Below are 20344 nucleotides of genomic sequence, written 5' to 3'. Positions count from 1 at the left end.
TCTCTCCGTGGGGAGATGTAAGGGGTTCACAGTTGCCTTACATCTGCCTATGTTTCTGCAGTAGTGGAATTATTGTGGATCAGCTTGAGTTGTTTTTAACAGCGTTTGCAAGTTGGCTGCTTTTGGTTTTACCAACCAGAACTTGCGGCTGTAGAAGTCAAACTCATGGCGGATCTTGTACGCCCAAGCACTACCCGTTTCTTTAATATGTTCATCCAGGATACGACCCAGGAAGGCTTTGTGCTCTTCCATCGCTTCGGTTGAAATACGATTCAGCTCAATCAGCTCATGGTTATAATGATCAACGAAGTCATTATCCAGATCAAGTACATAAGCAAAACCACCCGTCATACCTGCACCGAAGTTATGCCCAACTTTACCCAGTACCGTCACGATACCACCTGTCATATATTCACAGCAGTGATCACCTGCACCTTCAATCACGGTAAATGCACCCGAGTTACGTACTGCAAAACGCTCGCCTGCTGTACCCGCTGCATATAGCTTACCGCCAGTCGCACCGTACAAACAGGTATTACCAATAATCGCGGTATTTTGCGTCTGGAATGGTGAACCTTTTGGCGGGAAAATCGAGATACGACCACCAGCCATGCCTTTACCGACATAGTCATTGGCATCGCCTTCCAGGCTGATATGCAGACCACCGGCATTCCAGACACCCAGCGACTGACCCGCAGTACCATTCAGGTGAACTTTCACCGGATGGGCCTCCATGCTCAGGTTGCCATAGCGTTTCGCAATTTCACCAGATAGACGGGCACCAATCGAACGGTCACAGTTACCGATCGTAAAGCTATATTCACCGCCAGTTCCCGCTTCAATCGCAGGCAGAATCTCATCTACCATCTTTTCAGCCAGAATGCCTTTATCAAATGGCGCATTGCCCTGTACTTCGCAGTACTGTGCTTTACCTTCTGCAGCAGGATGCGACTCCAGCAATTTGCTTAAATCAAGATGTGCATGCTTTTCAGTTTCACCCGGCAAAACTTCCAGCAGATCCGTACGGCCAATCAGGTCTTTCAGACTCGATACCCCAAGTGCTGCCAGCCATTCACGGGTTTCTTCAGCAATAAAGGTGAAGAAGTTGATCAGCATTTGTGGCTCGCCAATATAATGCTCTTGACGTAAATGATCTTGCTGGGTTGCTACACCGGTTGCACAGTTATTCAAGTGGCAGATACGCAGGTATTTACAACCCAAGGCAATCATTGGGGTTGAACCAAAGCCGAAGCTTTCTGCACCCAGAATTGCTGCTTTTACGACATCCAGACCGGTTTTTAAACCGCCATCTGTCTGTACGCGAACTTTACCACGCAGGTCATTGACACGAAGGGCCTGATGCGCCTCAGAAAGACCAAGTTCCCACGGTGAACCTGCATGATGAATTGAAGAAAGTGGAGAAGCCGCTGTCCCGCCATCATAACCAGAAATGGTAATGAAATCGGCATACGCTTTCGCTACACCTGCCGCAATCGTACCGACACCCGGTTCAGAAACCAGCTTAACTGACACCATCGCCTGTGGGTTAACCTGTTTTAAATCAAAGATCAACTGTGATAAATCTTCAATTGAATAGATGTCGTGATGCGGAGGTGGCGAAATCAGGGTAACGCCCGGTACAGAGTAACGTAAACGGGCAATGAGACCATTCACTTTACCACCCGGCAACTGACCACCTTCACCTGGTTTTGCACCTTGCGCGACTTTAATTTGAAGAACTTCTGCTGATGTTAAATAAGCAGGCGTCACACCAAAACGGCCCGATGCAATTTGTTTGATTTTCGAGTTGCGGATAGTACCGTAACGCGCTGGATCTTCACCGCCCTCACCCGAGTTTGAACGACCACCAATCGTGTTCATGGCAATCGCAATCGCTTCATGTGCTTCAGGGGACAGTGCACCCAAAGACATGCCGGCAGAGTCAAAGCGAGGTAGGATCTCTTCCACAGATTCCACTTGTTCGACTGGAATCGAGTTGTCTGTTTTCAGTTTAAATAAGTCACGGATCGTTGCGATCGGACGGTTGTTCACCAGTTCTGCATATTCTTTAAAGTCTGCATAATTACCCGAACGTACTGCTTTATGTAGCGAGTTGATTACATCCGGGTTAAAGGCATGGTATTCCTTGCCGAATACAAATTTCAGCAAGCCGCCCTGATCAATTGGTTTACGGTTTTTCCAGGCAATATCCGCCAACTGTTTCTGGTCATTTTCAAGATCGACAAAAGTGGCACCCTGAATACGGCTTGGCACACCGATGAAGCATTTATCCACCACTTCATTAGATAAACCCACTGCTTCAAACAACTGACCACCACGATAAGAAGCAACCGTAGAAATACCCATCTTCGAAAGAACTTTCAGTAGACCTTTTTCAATCCCCTTACGGAAATTGTTTTGTGCATAAATCGGATCACCCAATAACTCACCTTTGGCAACCAGATCATTGATCACGTCATAAGCAAGATATGGATAGATTGCCGTTGCACCAAAACCAAGTAGCACTGCAAACTGATGTGGATCACGGGCAAAACCGGTTTCAACAATCAGATTGGCATCGGTACGCAAACCAGTCTTGATCAGGTGATGATGCACCGCACCGGTGATCATAAAGGCATTGGCAGGCAAGTAACCTTCACGGATTTTCTTGTCGGAAAGCACTAGTAAGGTTTTACCATCACGAATGGCTTGTGCAGATTCTTCACAAATACGCGCAATCGCTGCTTCCAGACCTTCGGTTTCCGCATAGTTCAAGTCAATATCTGCAATTTCATAACCGGCACGACCCAGCGTACGGATCTGATGCATTTTCGAATTAGAAAGTACAGGACTGGAAATGATCAAGCGGTCTGCATGCTCAGGCCCTTGCTCAAAGACGTTTTGTTCACGACCTAAACAGGTTTCCAGTGACATCACAATCGATTCACGTAGCGGATCGATCGGCGGGTTGGTCACCTGTGCAAACTGCTGGCGGAAATAATCCGACACATGGCGCACCTGACGAGACAATACTGCCATTGGGGTATCATCACCCATTGAACCTACAGCTTCCTGACCGCTTTCAGCAATCGGACGCAATAACTGGTCACGCTCTTCAAAGGTCACCATGAACATTTTTTGTGCCGCTTTCAGGCCATCACCTTTTAAGCCTTGATCACATAAATATTCTTCCAGCTCTGGACTGCCTTGCAAACGCACAGAATTTTCACGTAACCATTCACGGTATGGACGCATACGTTTCAGATGATTATTGACATCTTGCGTATCCAGTACCTTGCCAGTCTGCGTGTCGATGACCAGCATCTGGCCTGGGCCGACACGGCCTTTAGAAATCACATCTTCAGGTTGGTAACCCCATACGCCAATTTCAGACGCCAACGTGATATAGCCATTTTTGGTAATCACCCAACGCGCAGGACGCAGACCGTTGCGATCCAGCATACAGATCGCATGACGACCATCCTGAATCACCAGACCAGCCGGACCGTCCCAAGCTTCCATATGTTTTGAGTTGAATTCATAGAAAGCACGAAGATCAGCATCAAGTGTTTCCACGTTCTGCCAGGCAGGCGGAACCAGCATACGGAGTGCACGGAACAGATCCATGCCACCGCCAACCAGAATCTCCAGCATGTTATCCAGGCTTGAAGAATCTGAACCGGTACGGTTCACAATTGGATTCAGTTCAGTTAAACCCGGTAATAACGGATTTTCAAATTTTGGTACACGCGCCATGGCCCAGTTACGATTCGCAGTAATGGTATTGATTTCACCATTGTGTGCCAGGTAACGGAACGGTTGTGCCAAAGGCCAGCGTGGCAAGGTATTGGTCGAGAAGCGCTGATGGAAGACCACAATATGTGATTCCAAACGTGGATCAGCCAGATCTGTATAAAAATCTGCAATCGCTTCCGGCATCATCAAGCCTTTATAGCTGATCACCGTTGAGCACAAAGTAGTGACATAGAAAGACGTATCATTCACCAACAGTTGTTCTGCACGACGGCGTGCCAGGAATAACTTACGGTTAAATTCAACCTCAGTCACACCCATTGGACAGTTAACAATAATCTGTTCAAATGCCGGCATCGATTGCAATGCAATTTCACCCAATGCATCGACATTGGTCGGAATCACGCGCCAAGCCAAAACGATTAAACCTTCAGCTTCAATCTCTTTGTTTAAAACCTGTTTGGCATGTGCAGCAAGTGTCGGATCAAGATTTAGAAACACCGACCCCACAGCAAACACTTCACTTAAAGTGGTATCACTTAAGCGTTTTGCTTCTTCACGGAAAAATTTCTTCGGCATCGCCAAGAGCAAGCCACAACCATCCCCGGTTTTGCCATCCGCGGCAATACCACCACGATGGGTCATACAACTCAAACTATGAATCGCGGTCTTGACGAGATCATGGCTAGCATCACCCTGCATATGGGCGATCAAACCGAAACCACAGTTATCTTTAAACTCATCCGGTTGGTATAAACCTTGAGCGGGAGCTACATTGTTAGGCGATGGCATGTGCATAGCGTACCCTTCTTTCACGAAGCCTCAACAGGCTGTTAAACAATCTAAATTTTTCTCTGCGCTGGCGTCTAATGGACTTTCGAAGACCGTCTTGGTAGAGCAAAACTATTTTTCTTTATTTCTTCAGACTAGTCCTTTTTTAGACTAAATGCATAACAAATAAAGTTTATTCTGCTCATGAATAACATAAAAATCTGGAATAAATATGACATTCATATGGTGTCATCGAATCATTTTTCGCGCTAAAACAGGGAGATTAATTCAATTCATGCACCAATAAAGCAAATTCCATGCCAACAAACAGCGCATAAATTAAAACAATACAGATGACAAAGATTTAGCGCAGAACAGCACTCTAAGGGTTAATTTTAATGTGCATTTTTTGCACCAAAAGCGCTCATTTTTAATTCTGTAATTTTTTGGATGCGCTATTTTAGACCGGACTAATTAAATGGATCACTAATCTCATTATTTTGAGGATGCGGATTACTGCCCTGAGCAGGTCGATTATTGTTATTTTGTGGTTGAGGTATACTTTCTACAGCACTTTCAGATTTCTGTACATCGACCACATTTCCCGATGAATCACGACGCACAATGGTGGTACTGGTAGTCGCCGCATCAGAGCTACGCGGCTTGGACTCAGTTTGAGTTTGCTGCTGTCTAAGTCGTACCGATTCATCTACTTTCGGCAAAGGCACATTTTTCAAACGAATTTCGTAAAGCTTTTGATTACTGGCCAATTCTTCTGAACCCAGATTATTGACCAGACTGACATATTGCTGCATTGCTACAACTTCAGGCTTGACTGAGGGCGGTAAATTTAACTTCAGTGTAGATAAAGCCTGATTGGCTTGCGCCGCCGTCTTATATTGACCATATAACAATACATACTGTTCTGGCTGATTTTCACCCGAGATTCTTAAATAAATAAAAGGTTTACGATCGGACTGTTTTTTAAGAAAACTTTTTAAAATGGCTTCATTGGTCACACGAAATAATTCAATGGCGTGCTGGTTTTTCGCTTCATTGACAAATTTGGTACCACGGAATTCCGGCTCATGACTGGCATTCACGACGGTACGCGTATTTAGGTCCAGTGGTTTCACTTCCTGAAAAAGTGCACCAAGATGGGTCATTGTGGCGACTTTTTCTGGTTGAATCTGCAACTGAACTTCAGTTTCAGGCTTTTTTTCAATTTCGACGACATCATCTGAATCAGTCACCGCCCAAAAAACTAAGGCAGCAAATAGGCAGCATACACCACAGACCAGCCAGAAATAATGCTGAATCTTTTGCCAAGGAGTATGTAATGCTGCCATAAAACTAAACCTATGCCTGACTGGCTAAAATTGCCTGTTTCATTAACTCGAGATCAAAGTCTCGGGTAATCACTGCTTCGCCTAATTGCTTTAATAACACCAGACGCAATTGTCCATTTAAGACTTTTTTGTCATGGGCCATATAGGCCAGAAAATCATCCAGAGGGATTTTAGGACAAACCACAGGAAGTTTGGCACGAGAAATGATTTTTTTTGTACGTTCTAAATCTTCTTGAGAAATCCAGCCCATACGCTGTGACAGATCCGCAGCTATCACCATACCGGTGGCAACAGCCTCGCCATGTAGCCAGACACCATACCCCTGGTAGGATTCAATCGCATGCCCAAAAGTATGACCTAAATTGAGTAAAGCACGTTCCCCCTGCTCCTTCTCATCATTGGCTACAATCCGCGCCTTATGCGCACAGGAACGGTAAACGGCTTCAGCAAGCAACTGTTCATCTCGAGCGGCCAGAGCATCCATATTATCTTCAAGCCAGACCAGAAATGACTCATCGCCTAGCAGCGCATATTTAATCACTTCAGCCAAACCTGCTGAAAGCTCTCGATCAGGCAAAGTAGCAAGCTGCGACATATCCGCCAGTACCACTTGAGGTTGCTGGAAAGCGCCAATCATGTTTTTACCGAGTGGATGATTGATCCCGGTTTTTCCACCAACACTTGAATCTACTTGCGACAGCAAGGTCGTCGGTACCTGAATAAAATACACTCCGCGCTGGAAACAGGCCGAAGCAAATCCGGCCATATCTCCAATCACACCCCCACCCAACGCAAGCACAGTACAGTCCCGATTAAACCTGGCTTCAAGCAGTGCATCAAAAATCAGGTTCAGATGCTGGCTATCCTTATATTTTTCACCATCAGGCAGAATGCAGGTCGCAACACGTTTGTCTAGAGCCTCAATCGCCGTTTGATAACGCTGCAAATAAAGTGGTGCAACCGTAGTATTGCTCACAATCATTACTTGCTTGCCATGAATATAGGGTGCCAATAAGGCCTGTGGATCCAGATCGCTCCCGATAAAAATAGGGTAACGACGTTCTCCGAGTTCTACATATAAGGTTTGCATGCTTGATTAACCACTTTATTCAATGAACTTAGTTTTTAGAAGTAATGAGATTGAGAATCCGTTGCGCCAGATCTCGTGCAGCACCCTGATTGGTCTCAATAATATGATGCGCCACTTCCCGATACAAGGGATCACGGACTGCCAATAAATCCCGTAACTTTTGTTCCGGATTTTCGACTTGGAGGAGGGGACGGTTTTTATCGCGATAGGTACGTTGCAGTTGAATTTCAACCGGCGTATAGAGATAGACAACAATTCCGCGCTGTTTCAGATAATCCCGATTTAAGGTCTGAGTAATGGCCCCACCACCAGTGGCTAAAACCAGATGGGGACGTGAGGTAAGGTCATTAATGACAGCAGTTTCACGGTCACGAAACCCCTGCTCCCCTTCTTTTTCAAAAATCCAGGGAATGGTCGCTCCTGTTTTACGTTCAATTTCATGATCACTGTCTAGAAATTCACGTCCTAACAATTCTGCGAGATGTCGTCCTACTGTTGTTTTACCGGCCCCCATCGGCCCTACCAAATAAATATTTGGTAGGGTTTCAAACTCTTTGCTTGGCAAGGAGTCACCTATTCGTTTTGTTAAATTCAAAATATATTAATGATTTCTTGAAACACTGTCATTAACAATTCGAGGTGTAACGAAAATCAGAAGCTCACGCTTGTTATCCGACTTTAAATCTTTACGGAATAAACGCCCTACATAAGGAATATCCCCCAAAAATGGTACCTTGGTTTGTCCATTACGGGTTTCCTGCTCAAAAATACCGCCCAGAACCACGGTTTCACCATTATCTACTAAAACATTGGTAGTGATCTGGTTTTTGTTAATAGTCAACTGTCCAGTCGGTGTCGGATTACCCGGTGAGTTACTGGTAATATTGAGTTCCATCTGTACTTTGCCATCTGGCGTAATGCTTGGGGTGACATCCAGACTTAGCGTAGCATCAATAAATTCCGTAGTAGATACTGCATTCGCACCACCACCCTCTGCTGACTGATACGGAATTTGAGAACCAGAGGCAACAGTTGCTTTCTGCTTATCCGCAGTGAGTACTTTAGGTGTAGAAATCACCTCACCATAGCCATCTGCCTGAAGTGCAGAAAGCTCAAGATCCAACATAAAATCAGAAAGGCTGATCAAACCAAAGGCAATACGGCTGGCACCTGGACTAGTTACACCCAAGTCCACATTTAGATTATCTGGTCTTTGGATGTCATACTTCCATCCACCCAATTCTTCATCCAACTCAGGGGTTCTTAAATCCCATAAGGTTGTATCGCTACCACCGACAAGAAGATGATTATTATTTGTAACCCCTTGAGACAGAATCCCCCATTTCACCCCCATCTCTTTGGTAAAATCAGTCGTTGCCCGCACAATACGCGCTTCAACCATAACCTGCTTCACCTGCACATCCAGTAAGTCTACCATATTGCGGATTTTATCGATAAAAGGCTGAGTATCATTCACAATAATGGTATTAGTTCGTGTATCCATTGAAATAGATCCACGCGAACTTAATAAACTTTCTTTATCTTCACTATTCGCGGTATTAGAGGAATTGTTTGACGAGTTAGTTGAGTTTTGTGCAGATTTATTCTGCGTAATCAGTTTCTCAATATCAGCGGCTTTAGCATAACTCAGCTGCATATATTCAGTTTGGATCGGAGCAAGTGCAACACTCTGCTTAATAGCCTTAGCTTCTTCTTCTTCAGCCTTGATCAGTTCTGCAACTGGTGCTATCCAGATCACATTACCATTGCGGCGTTTATCCAGATTTTTGGTTTTCAGTACGATATCCAGCGCCTGATCCCATGGCACTTCTTTTAAGCGCAAAGTAATATTGCCTTGTACACTGTCTGCGGCCACCATATTGATATCGGTAAAATCGGCCAAGAGCTGTAAAACACGACGGACTTCAATATCCTGGAAATCTAAAGAAATTTTCTTACCCGAATAAGCAACTGTTTTAGGACGTAATGGGCTCTTGGCTTCCGGACGTTTCAAACTGATGGTCAGCTTGTTATCAGTCTGGTAAGCCATATATTCATAACTTTCCGCAGACTGAATCGTAATCACGCCAGAACCATTTTGATTCACGGCATCGACACTGGAAACTGGTGTAGCAAAATCATTTACATTTAGACGACGGGTCAAATGAGCCGGAATCTTGGAACCTAAAGTGCGCACAATAACCTTGGTACCCTGCTGCTGTACATCAACAGGAGTATTATTTCCTAGCAGATCAATAACGACCTGGCCTTCACCTTGCGCACCGCGCTGGAAACCAATATTACTGATACCCTGAGCTGACTGTTGCTGCACAGGTTGAGCTATGGCTACAGGAGTTGCCGAGTTAATTTTAAGAATAAAGGTATTACCTTCCACGCGAGTCGTAAAGGCTCCTGCCTCGGTCAAGTTTACCGTCAGACGTGCCCGCTGAGCATCCGAAGTGACATCCACTGAACTGGCTTCACGTGTTGCCACCGGAATACTGCTTTGTTTTAAATTCTGTTGTGCCTTGTCAAAGTCCAGAATTAAACGTGACGGTGATTCTAATTGGTAGGCCTGTGGTTGTGGTGGCAAACCATTGAACATCACCCGAATCTCAGTTCCTTGTCCAGGAAGCTGCATGGGTACTACATTGGTCATTGAAACCTGTGCACTAGCCGCTTGCATCACCGCAATCGCAACAGCACCCATGGAAAACTGACGAAACACACGATTCATTGTATTAACATCCCCAAAAATAAATTCTTTAATACTCTTATTCATTGTTATTCCTTTAAAACTTATGGCGCCGGCCCGATAAGAACCAAACTTCGCGGACGTTCCACATATCCCTCACGGCCATCTGGAATAATCTCAATCAAATCGATTTGTGTTGGTGTAATTCCAACCACACGACCATGATTAAGTCCCATATAGCTACCACGTTGAATCCGCTCAACCTCACCATCAGGCGTCTGGATTAAAGCCAGAATTTGTCCTGCCTGATTGCGCATACTGCCTTTCATGGTCAATGTTTCGAGCGGATAACTTTCTAGCGGTTGCAGTTGACGTGATAGGTTTGGATAAACCCGTTTCCCCGCCATAATTTTCAGTTCAGCAGCCAGAGAGCTTGGTAAAAAAGGGCTTTTGATCTGATGTGCTGCATAGTTGAAGGTTTCAACTGGCATAAAATCAGGAGCCGGTTCAATTGGCAAAGGTGGCTGATTACGAATATTAGCCATTTCCTGATTGACTGCATCAATGCGTGAATCGCATCCCAACAATAAAAACCCAAGTGTTAAAGCTGAAGTAATTTTAATGTTCTTCATTACTGCGCCCCCTGAGTAGTACTATTAGCTTCAGGCTGTGCTGCAGCACCTTCAGCATTACCGACATAACGGTAAGTTTTGGCTTTTACCACATAATCAATGACTGGAATTTCAGATTTTTTCTCTTTATTTTCAGTACCGGTAATGGTGAAATCATGCAGCGTTACAATACGCGACAAGCCGGCAATACTGCTGACAAAAGAGCCAAAAGCGTGATAATCCCCAGTCGCTTCAATTGCAATCGGCTGTTCAATAAAGAATTCTTGTTTAATTTCAGGCTCTAGACGAATATTTTTAAACTTCAGGCCTGAATTCACACCGCTCAGGTTAATATCTTCAACCAGACCTGGAATTTCAGTTTCTTTCGGCAACTGTTCTAACTGCTGGTTAAAACGGGCTTCCATTTCCTGAAGCTGGATTTGATATTGTTGTAAGTTGCGTAATTTGGATTCTTTTTCACGGAATTCATTCAGCAGGTTTTGTTCTTGAGCACTGGCTTGTGAAATCGATTCAATCGTGCTTCTGATCATGACAAAATAAATCACCGCAAATGCCAGCGCGGCAATAAAAATCCAGCAGGTAATTTTGACCGATAAAGGCCAACTTCCATAGTTATTTGGATCTAATGTATTGAATTGCTGAAAAAACTTTTCAACAGTCATTTTATTTTTGGGTACAGCGACGACATCTTGGCCGAACTCATCGAATTCTTCATTACTCATGATGATGCCCCCGTAGTTGTAGCGACTGCTTGTTGTTCTTCGTTAAGTACTGGCTGAGCGATCTGATCCAGATCCACAGTTACAGTAAAACTGCCATAAGATTCTTCCACACGTGGAATAATCGAGCTCGGTGCCTTTTCTTTTGCTTCTTCAGCCACCAGGAAGGCATTCATAAAGGCATTCCGATACCAAGATGAAGCTTCCAGATTACGGAGCAGTTCTGCTACCGTATTTGGACTCTCAGCTCGACCTTCAATGGTAAACTTATCACCGATACGCTGGAATTTGGTGATATACATATTGCTTGGGGTCACCCGCACAATTTCATCAATCAGATGCACTGCAATCGGACGTTGGGTTTGTAGACCCTGAATCAGTTTCATCCGTTCAACAATTGCATTACGCTGTTCTTGTAAACCTTCAAGCGCCTTTAACTGCACATCCAGATTCTGGTTGGTACTTTGAATCAGCTGATTGGCCTGTTCCTGATCCTGAAGCTTGTGATCATAATAAAACCAGGTAGAACCTGCTGCTGCTAATCCTAAGAACAGCGCCCCCACGCAGATTGCCACGAATTCATTATTTCTTTTAATTCTTAGCTCATCACGCCAAGGAAGTAAGTTAATTCTTGCCATTAATCAAAACTCCTTAATGCCAAACCGCATGCAACCATGAGTGATGACGCGTCATTTTCAATTTTTTTAATATCAATTTGAGGAGAAAAGCCCATTTGCAAAAATGGATTCGCGATCGTGACACGGTAACCGAGTTTTTGTTGTAATAATTTTGCCAGACCTGGAATATTGGCATTCCCGCCGGCCAGTAAAATATGGTCAATCTCATTAAACTGAGAAGATGAAAAGAAGAACTGCAATGAACGGGCTGCCTGTTGTACGACGGCATCCAGAAATGGTTCTAGCACTTCAATATCATAATCATCCGGCAAGGCACGGGTTTTTTTAGCACGTCCAGCTTCTTCAAAAGACAATCCATAACGATTCTGAATTTCCTGAGTCAATTGCTTGCCACCAAACACCTGCTCACGGGTATAAATAATCTTGTTGTTCTGCATCACCGACAAGGTCGTCATACTATGACCAATGTCTAAAATACCAACCGTATTGACCCCCATCGGCAAAGTGTCCGAAAATACCTTAAAGGCATTTTCCAGCGCAAAACTTTCTACATCTGCAATCTTAGGCGTTAGACTGCTAATCTCTAAAACTTCAGAACGTGCTTCGACATTTTCGATCCGTGTCGCGACCAGCAGCACATTGACCCGGTTCGGATTGGAAAGGCGGTCTGGCAGAACTTCAAAGTCCAGACTCGCTTCATCGAGTGGAAAAGGAATATATTGTTCCGCATCTTCACGAATCTGAACTTCACGTTCATCATCCGACATGTCTGCATCCATCTCAATGATTTTGGTGATGACCATTGAAGTTGGAATCGCAAAAGCGGCCTGATTCGACTGGGTATTACCCAAATTAATTGCACGCCCAAGGGCATCAGCGACAGCTTCTGGGTTTAAGATGTTTTTTTCAACAACACTGTTTTCCGATAATGGGATCAAAGCATAGCTCTCTACCCAGTAACGGCCACTTTTTACAGAAAGTTCTAAAACCTTAACAGAAGTCGAACTAATATCGACTCCTATTAACCCCTTATTTGGTTTACGATATAACCTGCGCACAATATACTTCCTATTATTTTTTTGTCCCCAATTCAATCTAACTTACCAATTGGTCCAGTCTATAATTTTATATAGATACAATAACTCATCTAACAATATGGATATCGACAGGATATACTGACCGGTAATTAGTTCGCCATTAGCTCTTATTAAAACTTACTTGTTATGAAAAAGCTATCTTGTTCAGGCCTTGTTCATCCATTTTTTTTGATCATTATCATTATACTGATCTCAATTCCGATGGGTTTCTATGGCATGTATCTCTATATTGCCCCATCTTTGCCTGAAATGTCTACGCTTAAAAAGGCCCCTTTATTAAAGCCTTTACAAGTTTTTAGTTCGGATAATAAATTAATTGCCGAATATGGAGGCAAGCTTTCTGTTCCTGTGAAATATGAACAAATTCCGCCCGAGTTTATTCATGCTTTCCTCGCCGCTGAAGATTCCAGCTTTTTTGAGCATAGCGGCATCAGCTTTAAAAGCTTGGGACGCGCACTCAGTGAGACGGTGACCGGCTCGGATATACAGACCGGTGGTTCGACCATTACTATGCAAGTGGCAAAAAACTATTACCTTAGTCCTGAACGGACGCTGAAGCGTAAACTGACTGAAATTTTTCTGGCCCGTAAAATTGAGCAAAACTTAAGTAAAGAAGAAATTCTGACCCTGTATGTCAATAAAATTTTCCTGGGGAAAAATGCTTACGGCATCGCAGCAGCAGCTAAAATTTACTATAACAAGAGCTTAGAAGAACTTTCAATTGCACAAATGGCCATGATCTCTGGCCTACCTAAAGCACCTTCTCGATATAATCCGGTCGCCAATCCCAAACGTGCCTTGGAACGTCGTAACTGGATTTTGGGTCGTATGCTACAACTAGGCTATTTGAACCAGAGCCAGTATCAGCAAGCCATTGCTGAACCGGTTAATCTGGATATGCCTGACCGGAGCACCCGAAACAAATTCCCTTATGTCGGTGAAATGGTGCGTTCTGAACTGGTACAAAACTTTGGTGAACAGGCGGTAGATTCTGGTTATAAAGTTTATACCACCATCCATAGTGAACGTCAGGCCTATGCGGAGCAAGCGGTACAAGAAGGTTTAGAGGCTTATGACCGTCGACATGGCTGGCGTGGTGCTGAAGCACATGATCAACCCCTCGACAAGTTCCGTGCCTATGCCAACACCTATCCTGCGCAAGTAACTCAGGTGGGTAATTCCAGTTTTGAAGCACTCATGCAGGATGGAAGCAGCGTGACTGTTCCCTGGTCAGGTATGTCCTGGGCGCGTCGCTTTCGAAACGTTAACAGTGTAGGTGGTGCACCGAGCAAAGCATCCGAGATTGTCAAAGTCAAAGACATTGTTCGCTTAAGACCCAATGAAAATAAAACCTCTTGGTCATTGGTGCAGATCCCCAATGTGCAAGGACAATTGATTGCCATCAATCCAAATAATGGTGCGATTGAAGCCATTGTCGGGGGATATAACTTTTATCAGTCGAAATTTAACCGTGCAATCCAAGGCTGGCGTCAACCCGGCTCTACCATTAAGCCTTTTGTTTATGCCCTGGCTTTAGAACGTGGCATGACGCCGCATACTATGGTCAATGATGCACCCATTACCATTGGCAAATGGACGCCACGTAACTCGGATGGCCGTTATCTGGGCATGATCCCCCTACGTCGTGCACTTTATCTGTCACGTAATACAGTCTCAGTGCGCTTATTACAGGCCGTCGGGATTGAACGTACACGTCAGTTATTCATGGATTTTGGTTTACAAGACAGTCAGATTCCACGTAACTATACTATTGCATTAGGCACCCCGCAGGTCCTCCCGATTCAGATGGCGACTGGCTATGCTACCTTTGCCAATGGCGGTTACCGAATCCAACCGCACTTTATTACCCGTATTGAAGATGCCTATGGCAATACCATCTTTGAAGCCAAGCCTGAATATGCCTGTATTTCATGTATTAATGAAAAAGAAGAAACAGTTCAAGCCACTGACCCTATTACCGCAGATGACGAAGCAATTGCAATTAACAATACAACTTTAGAGCAAAAACAGCCTGCACCTAAAGTCTCTGCCGAAGACAGTAATTATCGTCAGGCACAGCGTATTTTAAAATCCAGCTCTGCCTATGACATGGCCAACATTTTGCGTGATGTGATTCAGCATGGTACTGGCCGTGCTGCATTAAGAATTGGTCGTGGTGATATCGGCGGGAAGACCGGTACCACTAATGATGCCAAAGACGCCTGGTTTGCAGGTTTCAATGGTAAGTTAGTCACCGTGACCTGGGTAGGCTTTGATCAGCCAACCACTTTAGGTCGCCGTGAATATGGTGGTGTGGCAGCTCTACCGATCTGGACCGATTTTATGGGCAAGGCATTAAAAGGCCAGCCGGAAGCATGGGTACGTTTAGACCGCAATGCCAAGGCACCGGTAAATCGCAACAAGGGGGTTCAGGCTGATGAAGCACAGAATGATCCGTCTTCTCCGCCTCTGGCGACAGCGCTTTACCGTCCTGCACCTGTGGTCGTCCCGAAACGTACAGAAACTGACTTTGAGGATTTACCGGATCAACCGATTCGTTTACCAGATGATGAAGGTTCTTCACCTCAAGAACAGCCTCTTCAGCCAAACCGGGTAGACTCACTGGAAAATCTGATCGAAGAAGTCCAGTAATCTGAAGATATAAAAAAGCCCTCAGTTGAGGGCTTTTTTATATGCATTTTTTATTTCTTTTGGAACAGATAAATCTGATATTGCGCCAGCAATTCAAACTGATCCTGCTGTTCGAGTGCTAAACGGTGTTCCGGCTTGGCCTTATAAGCATAGGGTGTCATGGCAATCAGGTTTTTTAAATCAGCCTGTGGCAAAACCATTGGCGCACCAATCACCTGCTCACTAACCAGATTAAATTCATCTTGCAGTTGCTCCACAAACTTCTGCGGCTCGTGTGGTTTCACTTCTTCAAATAAAGCCTCACGCATAGCATATAAATGTTGTGGGGCCGGTGTCACCACCATCAAATAAGATTTTGGTTTTAGGACTCGCAGGATTTCCTGTTTGGGAATTGGACTAAATAAGCTGGTACACAGATCAATCGACTCATCTAATACTGGTAAAGTCGCTCCAGTTCCTACGACCCAAGTCACCTCTTTATTCAGCTTGGCTGCGACCTGAACCGCATTCTTGGCAATATCGACCCCAACGCATTGCAGCACTTCGGCCTGCATGGCATTGGTGTAATAGCCTTCGCCACAACCAATATCTAAAAGATTCTCAATCCGCAACTCGCGAATCTTTTCCACGACAGCCTGTTGCAAAGGCGCATAATAACCTGCGCTGAGAAATGCACGACGTGCCTGCACAGACTCAGGCGTATCTCCCGGGTTTTTGCTGTGCTTATGCTGAACCACATGCAGGTTCACATAGCCTTGTTTAGCGACATCGTAACTATGATGATTCTCACATCGCCATGTTCTTTCATTTAAGCTCAACTGCTGGCGACAGACTGGGCACATGAGTAAATTCATCATTTTCTCCAAAATAAAAAAGCCGGCATGCGCCGACTTTTTCCAATGCATTTCTTAGCGCAATTTTAAGGTCATTAGACCCAAAACTACCAGCATAATCGTAATAATCCAGAAACGGATCACCACCTGGGTTTCACGCCAGCCTTTCTTTTCATAATGATGATGTAGCGGTGCCATCAGGAATACACGTTTATTGCGCATTCTTAATGAACCAATCTGCAAGAACACTGAAACCGCTTCCACCACAAAGACACCGGCCATAATCGCAAATACGATTTCCTGACGAACCATGACGGCAATCGTACCGAGCATTGCACCGAGAGATAAAGCACCGACATCCCCCATAAATACTTGGGCTGGATGGGCGTTATACCAAAGGAAAGCCAGACCCGCTCCGATCATGGCAGCACAGACCACCACCAGTTCAGACGAATATTTTACATAAGGAATATGCAGATAATTGGCAAAGCGCACGTCACCGGCCAAATAGGCAAATACGCCCAAACCTGTAGCAACCAGCACGATTGGCATGATTGCCAGACCATCCAGACCATCAGTCAAGTTCACGGCATTGGAGGCACCGTTAATCACGAAATAGGTAAAGATAATAAAACCAATGCCCAATGGGATCATCGATAATGGAATGCTTAGGTCTTTAAAGAATGGAATCAGCAGATCCAGCATATTCGCGGTATGCACCGGATTGGTCTGTTGCTGTGCAATGACATACAAAGCAATACCAGCACCCAAAGAACCAACTGAAGTCCAGAAGAATTTTTTCTTCGCAGGCAAACCCGCATTGTCTTTATAACGGATTTTAATCCAGTCATCGGCCCAGCCAACGGCACCGAAAATCACCATCACACCCAGCACAATCCAGACATAAGGATTGGAAAGATCTGCCCAGAGTAGAGTTGAGATACCAATCGAAAGCAGGATCAGCACCCCGCCCATGGTCGGCGTGCCCATTTTCTTAGCATGGTTTTCAGGGGCATACGAGCTGACTGCCTGACCATATTTCAGCGCCTGAAGCTTGCGAATCATTACAGGACCGAGCACCAGACCGATGGTCAATGCCGTCAAGACACTGAGCAAAGCACGTAAAGTTAAATAACGAACCACCTGAAACGTGCTGTCAAAGCCCGCCAAATGTTCAAAGAGCCATAACAGCATTTAGAGTTTCTCCATCAATGCAGCCATCAATGTTTCCATATGGGTAAAACGCGACCCTTTAAACAGGAATGACATCGGCTGAGGTTGATGTGTTTCAATCAAACGAATTAAAAACGGTAATGCCTGCTCCTGATTCAGGAAAGCCTGCATTTTTTTACCATATTGTGTACTACGAGCACCTTCTTGTGCGGCAGGCGCAAATTCACCTACAGCCACCACAAAATTAATGCCTTTCACCGAGACCAGATCCCGACCGAGCTTGTAATGCTCGATTGCGGCAGATGAACCGAGTTCACCAATATCGCCGGTGACCATCACCCGGATGCCCTGCTGCTGCGCCAGAACTTCAGCCGCTGCACGCATCGAACCCGGATTGGCATTGTAGGTGTCGTCAATAAATAAATAGTCTTTGTACGGAATAAAGTTCAGACGACCTTTCGCACCCACGGCCTGTTCCAGACCGGCCACGATATCATCCAGACCAATACCGATCGCCAGGGCAAAAGCTGCTGCTGCGGTCGCATTTTCAACATTATGCTCACCGGCAAACGGCAACTGAACTGTTTTGGAGCCTTGTGCTGTATTCAGGGTAAAGCTTGAAGATTGAGCTTCAATTACTACATCGCTGGCATAGACTTCACCACCAGCACCAAAACTTAAGCTTTTTTCAGTTCTTACTGCGGCACGAATGACTTCAGCAAAATCATCTGCAGCAGGAATAATTGAGGTTTCAGAGATATGCGCATAAATCTCGGATTTCGCGCGGCAAATCCCGTCACGACCGCCAAATTCACCTAAATGCGCAGTCCCGATATTAATGATCCCCGCCACATGCGGCTGCACCATTTTTGAAGTGTAATCAATTTCACCCTGATGACTTGCACCGAGCTCCATGACTGCATATTGATGTTCAGGACGTAGCTCCAGCAACATTACCGGCACACCAAGGTCATTATTCAAATTACCACGTGTCACCAAGGTCGGTGCCAGACGCGACAGAATGCTTCCCAGCATTTCTTTAGTCGTGGTCTTGCCACTACTGCCGGTCAAGGCAATGACTTTGAGTTGAGGATTCTGCTGACGGCGATAAGCACCTAACTGTCCAAGTGCCAAACGGGTATCTTCCACCACCAACTGGCAAATATCAGCATCCACCGGACGGCTGACAATGGCAATTTCACAACCTTGAGCCGCCACTTGCGCAATAAAGTCATGCGCGTCAAAACGCTCGCCTTTCAGCGCCAGAAAAGCATCACCTGCTTCTGCATCACGTGAATCAGTCAAAATCCGCTTGATCTGACCTGCAGGCTTTTTATCATTCAGCCAGTAGCTTTGGGTAGCCTGCTGTAATTGTTCTATGCTCCACGGCTCCAGCGCCGCAGTACTTGTTGTTGAGGTATGCATATCTGAATCCTAATGCGCTGAATAGGCTGAATCTGTTTTGCAATGCTGGGCATCAATCGCAGCTTGCACTTCGACCACGTCATCAAACCAGTGACGTACACCATCAATTTCCTGATAATTTTCGTGCCCTTTTCCTGCAATCACCACAATATCACCCGCCTGTGCGTGTTTAACCGCAAACTTGATCGCTTCACGACGGTCATGAATTTCATGATAGGTTTTGCCGGAAAAATCGATGCCATTTTTCATATCAGCAAAAATTTGTGCCGGATCTTCGGTCCGTGGATTATCAGAAGTGAGTACTGCGATATCTGAACCGTCTAAAGCAGCCTGAGTCATCAGTGGACGTTTACCACGGTCACGATCACCGCCACAGCCGAAAACAGTCCAGAGATTTTGTGAAACATGACGTTTCAAGGTCACCAAAACCTGGGTCAAAGCATCCGGGGTATGCGCATAATCCACCACAAACAGGCGCTCACCATCACGTAGCACCTGCATGCGACCTGGCGCACCTTTAAGCTGTGGTACAGTTGCAATCAAATTGTTCAGGTCAAAACCAGCCTGCTCCGCCATGATCAGACTGGCGACCAGATTTTCAATATTGAAATGACCCAGTAATGGACTGTTAACCACATATTCAGCAGAAGCAGTTTCTAGTTTAAAGTTCGCACCTGAAATGCTGTACTGAATATCCTGAACCTGATAATCCGCTTTTTGCTTGGTGGAATAAGTCAAAATTTTAGGCTGTGCCGGATTATTTTTCGCAGCATCCAGCATGATCTGTGCATGCTCATCATCGATATTGATGACAGCGACTTTTAAAGATTCAAACCGGAATAAATCCGATTTCGCTTCCGCATAAGCTTGCAGTGTTCCGTGATAATCCAGATGGTCACGACTCAAATTGCTGTAACCCGCAATCTCGATATCACAACCATTCAAGCGACCTTGTTCCAGACCATGTGAGCTGGCTTCAATCGAGGCAAATTCCGCACCAGCCTGCGCATAGCCATGCAAGGCATTTTGCAGTTGCAAGGCATCCAGAGTGGTGTGCGAAGATGCTTCCAGATTTGGTAAAATCCCGTTACCTGTGGTACCCATCACTGCACAGGCTTTACCTTGCAGCATGATGAATTCAGCCACCAAGCGAGAAATCGTGGTTTTACCATTGGTGCCGGTAACTGCCAGAATTCGAGCAGCTTGAACAGGTTGAGTCGCTTGCAAATACTGCTTTTGCCATTGTCCCATCAGATGACGTACATCTGCTACCACCAAATTTGGAGATACATCCAGTTCAGTTTCTGAAATCACAGCCAATGCACCCTGATCCAAAGCTTTCTGGGCAAATTGAGCAGTTTTTTCCGGTTGTGACAGACTGGTCAGGGCAATAAAAATTTGTCCCAGTTTAACTTTACGACTATCCAGCTCGAAGCCCTGAAAGGATTGCTTCATCCAGTCAGCGACATCGTGAGGGGTGTAGAGATCTTGAAATGTAATAGACATTGATCACCTAT

General features: G+C 45.2%; 14 protein-coding genes. 1 reads left to right on the top strand and 13 read right to left on the bottom strand.

The window, feature by feature from the left end; genetic code table 11:
- Positions 1 to 69 precede the first annotated feature (69 nt).
- The 9 genes from gltB to FTV08_RS04990 form a co-directional block, all read right to left on the bottom strand.
- The gene (gene gltB / locus FTV08_RS05030; protein ID WP_180086871.1) at positions 70 to 4545 is read right to left on the bottom strand and encodes a glutamate synthase large subunit; all 4476 of its coding nucleotides are present in this window, start codon (positions 4543 to 4545) and stop codon (positions 70 to 72) included.
- Between the two features lie 449 nt (positions 4546 to 4994).
- A complete protein-coding gene (locus FTV08_RS05025) occupies positions 4995 to 5873 on the bottom strand; it encodes a hypothetical protein (RefSeq protein WP_180086808.1) in 879 nt (292 codons plus the stop codon).
- Between the two features lie 10 nt (positions 5874 to 5883).
- A complete protein-coding gene (gene aroB / locus FTV08_RS05020) occupies positions 5884 to 6963 on the bottom strand; it encodes a 3-dehydroquinate synthase (protein ID WP_180086807.1) in 1080 nt (359 codons plus the stop codon).
- A gap of 28 nt (positions 6964 to 6991) precedes the next feature.
- Complete coding sequence (aroK, locus tag FTV08_RS05015; protein ID WP_005101380.1) at positions 6992 to 7528, bottom strand: shikimate kinase AroK; 537 nt, start codon at positions 7526 to 7528, stop codon at positions 6992 to 6994.
- A 36-nt stretch (positions 7529 to 7564) separates the two neighbouring features.
- Positions 7565 to 9700: a type IV pilus secretin PilQ gene (gene pilQ / locus FTV08_RS05010; protein WP_373687388.1), complete on the bottom strand. Its 2136-nt coding sequence runs from the start codon at positions 9698 to 9700 to the stop codon at positions 7565 to 7567.
- Positions 9701 to 9762: 62 nt separating this feature from the next.
- Positions 9763 to 10290, bottom strand: coding sequence for a pilus assembly protein PilP (locus tag FTV08_RS05005; RefSeq protein ID WP_004732447.1), 528 nt, complete (start codon positions 10288 to 10290; stop codon positions 9763 to 9765).
- Positions 10290 to 11012, bottom strand: coding sequence for a type 4a pilus biogenesis protein PilO (locus FTV08_RS05000; RefSeq protein ID WP_180086805.1), 723 nt, complete (start codon positions 11010 to 11012; stop codon positions 10290 to 10292). The genes FTV08_RS05005 and FTV08_RS05000 overlap by 1 nt, the downstream gene beginning before the upstream one ends.
- Positions 11009 to 11647: a PilN domain-containing protein gene (locus FTV08_RS04995; RefSeq protein WP_004281141.1), complete on the bottom strand. Its 639-nt coding sequence runs from the start codon at positions 11645 to 11647 to the stop codon at positions 11009 to 11011. The genes FTV08_RS05000 and FTV08_RS04995 overlap by 4 nt, the downstream gene beginning before the upstream one ends.
- Positions 11647 to 12705: a pilus assembly protein PilM gene (locus FTV08_RS04990; protein WP_004644949.1), complete on the bottom strand. Its 1059-nt coding sequence runs from the start codon at positions 12703 to 12705 to the stop codon at positions 11647 to 11649. The genes FTV08_RS04995 and FTV08_RS04990 overlap by 1 nt, the downstream gene beginning before the upstream one ends.
- Positions 12706 to 12870: 165 nt before the next feature.
- On the opposite strand from FTV08_RS04990, the gene ponA reads away from it, so the two are divergent.
- Entirely contained in the window at positions 12871 to 15396 is a 2526-nt protein-coding gene (ponA, locus tag FTV08_RS04985; RefSeq protein WP_180086804.1) for a penicillin-binding protein PBP1a, read from the top strand.
- Between the two features lie 50 nt (positions 15397 to 15446).
- On the opposite strand, the gene FTV08_RS04980 is transcribed toward ponA, so the two are convergent.
- The 4 genes from FTV08_RS04980 to FTV08_RS04965 are packed head-to-tail and all read right to left on the bottom strand — an operon-like array spanning position 15447 to position 20333.
- Entirely contained in the window at positions 15447 to 16250 is an 804-nt protein-coding gene (locus FTV08_RS04980) for a putative RNA methyltransferase (RefSeq protein ID WP_005265527.1), read from the bottom strand.
- A 54-nt stretch (positions 16251 to 16304) separates the two neighbouring features.
- A complete protein-coding gene (gene mraY, locus FTV08_RS04975) occupies positions 16305 to 17423 on the bottom strand; it encodes a phospho-N-acetylmuramoyl-pentapeptide-transferase (RefSeq protein ID WP_004644946.1) in 1119 nt (372 codons plus the stop codon).
- Complete coding sequence (murF, locus tag FTV08_RS04970; protein WP_180086803.1) at positions 17424 to 18827, bottom strand: UDP-N-acetylmuramoyl-tripeptide--D-alanyl-D-alanine ligase; 1404 nt, start codon at positions 18825 to 18827, stop codon at positions 17424 to 17426.
- A 9-nt stretch (positions 18828 to 18836) separates the two neighbouring features.
- Positions 18837 to 20333 (bottom strand): UDP-N-acetylmuramoyl-L-alanyl-D-glutamate--2,6-diaminopimelate ligase, encoded by a 1497-nt coding sequence (locus tag FTV08_RS04965; RefSeq protein WP_180086802.1) that lies wholly within the window; start codon positions 20331 to 20333, stop codon positions 18837 to 18839.
- Between the last annotated feature and the right edge of the window lie 11 nt (positions 20334 to 20344).

The sequence above is a fragment of the Acinetobacter sp. YH12226 genome (assembly GCF_013417805.1).
Classification (GTDB): domain Bacteria; phylum Pseudomonadota; class Gammaproteobacteria; order Pseudomonadales; family Moraxellaceae; genus Acinetobacter.
This window is presented reverse-complemented; position numbering and strand designations above follow the sequence as displayed.

Bases quoted from the DNA above. Each gene is read 5' to 3' on its own strand.
- gltB (WP_180086871.1), bottom strand. From the start codon at position 4,545: ATGCCATCGCCTAACAATGTAGCTCCCGCTCAAGGTTTATACCAACCG.
- FTV08_RS05025 (WP_180086808.1), bottom strand. From the start codon at position 5,873: ATGGCAGCATTACATACTCCTTGGCAAAAGATTCAGCATTATTTCTGG.
- aroB (WP_180086807.1), bottom strand. From the start codon at position 6,963: ATGCAAACCTTATATGTAGAACTCGGAGAACGTCGTTACCCTATTTTT.
- pilQ (WP_373687388.1), bottom strand. From the start codon at position 9,700: ATGAATCGTGTGTTTCGTCAGTTTTCCATGGGTGCTGTTGCGATTGCG.
- FTV08_RS05005 (WP_004732447.1), bottom strand. From the start codon at position 10,290: ATGAAGAACATTAAAATTACTTCAGCTTTAACACTTGGGTTTTTATTG.
- FTV08_RS05000 (WP_180086805.1), bottom strand. From the start codon at position 11,012: ATGAGTAATGAAGAATTCGATGAGTTCGGCCAAGATGTCGTCGCTGTA.
- FTV08_RS04995 (WP_004281141.1), bottom strand. From the start codon at position 11,647: ATGGCAAGAATTAACTTACTTCCTTGGCGTGATGAGCTAAGAATTAAA.
- ponA (WP_180086804.1), top strand. From the start codon at position 12,871: ATGAAAAAGCTATCTTGTTCAGGCCTTGTTCATCCATTTTTTTTGATC.
- FTV08_RS04980 (WP_005265527.1), bottom strand. From the start codon at position 16,250: ATGAATTTACTCATGTGCCCAGTCTGTCGCCAGCAGTTGAGCTTAAAT.
- mraY (WP_004644946.1), bottom strand. From the start codon at position 17,423: ATGCTGTTATGGCTCTTTGAACATTTGGCGGGCTTTGACAGCACGTTT.
- murF (WP_180086803.1), bottom strand. From the start codon at position 18,827: ATGCATACCTCAACAACAAGTACTGCGGCGCTGGAGCCGTGGAGCATA.
- FTV08_RS04965 (WP_180086802.1), bottom strand. From the start codon at position 20,333: ATGTCTATTACATTTCAAGATCTCTACACCCCTCACGATGTCGCTGAC.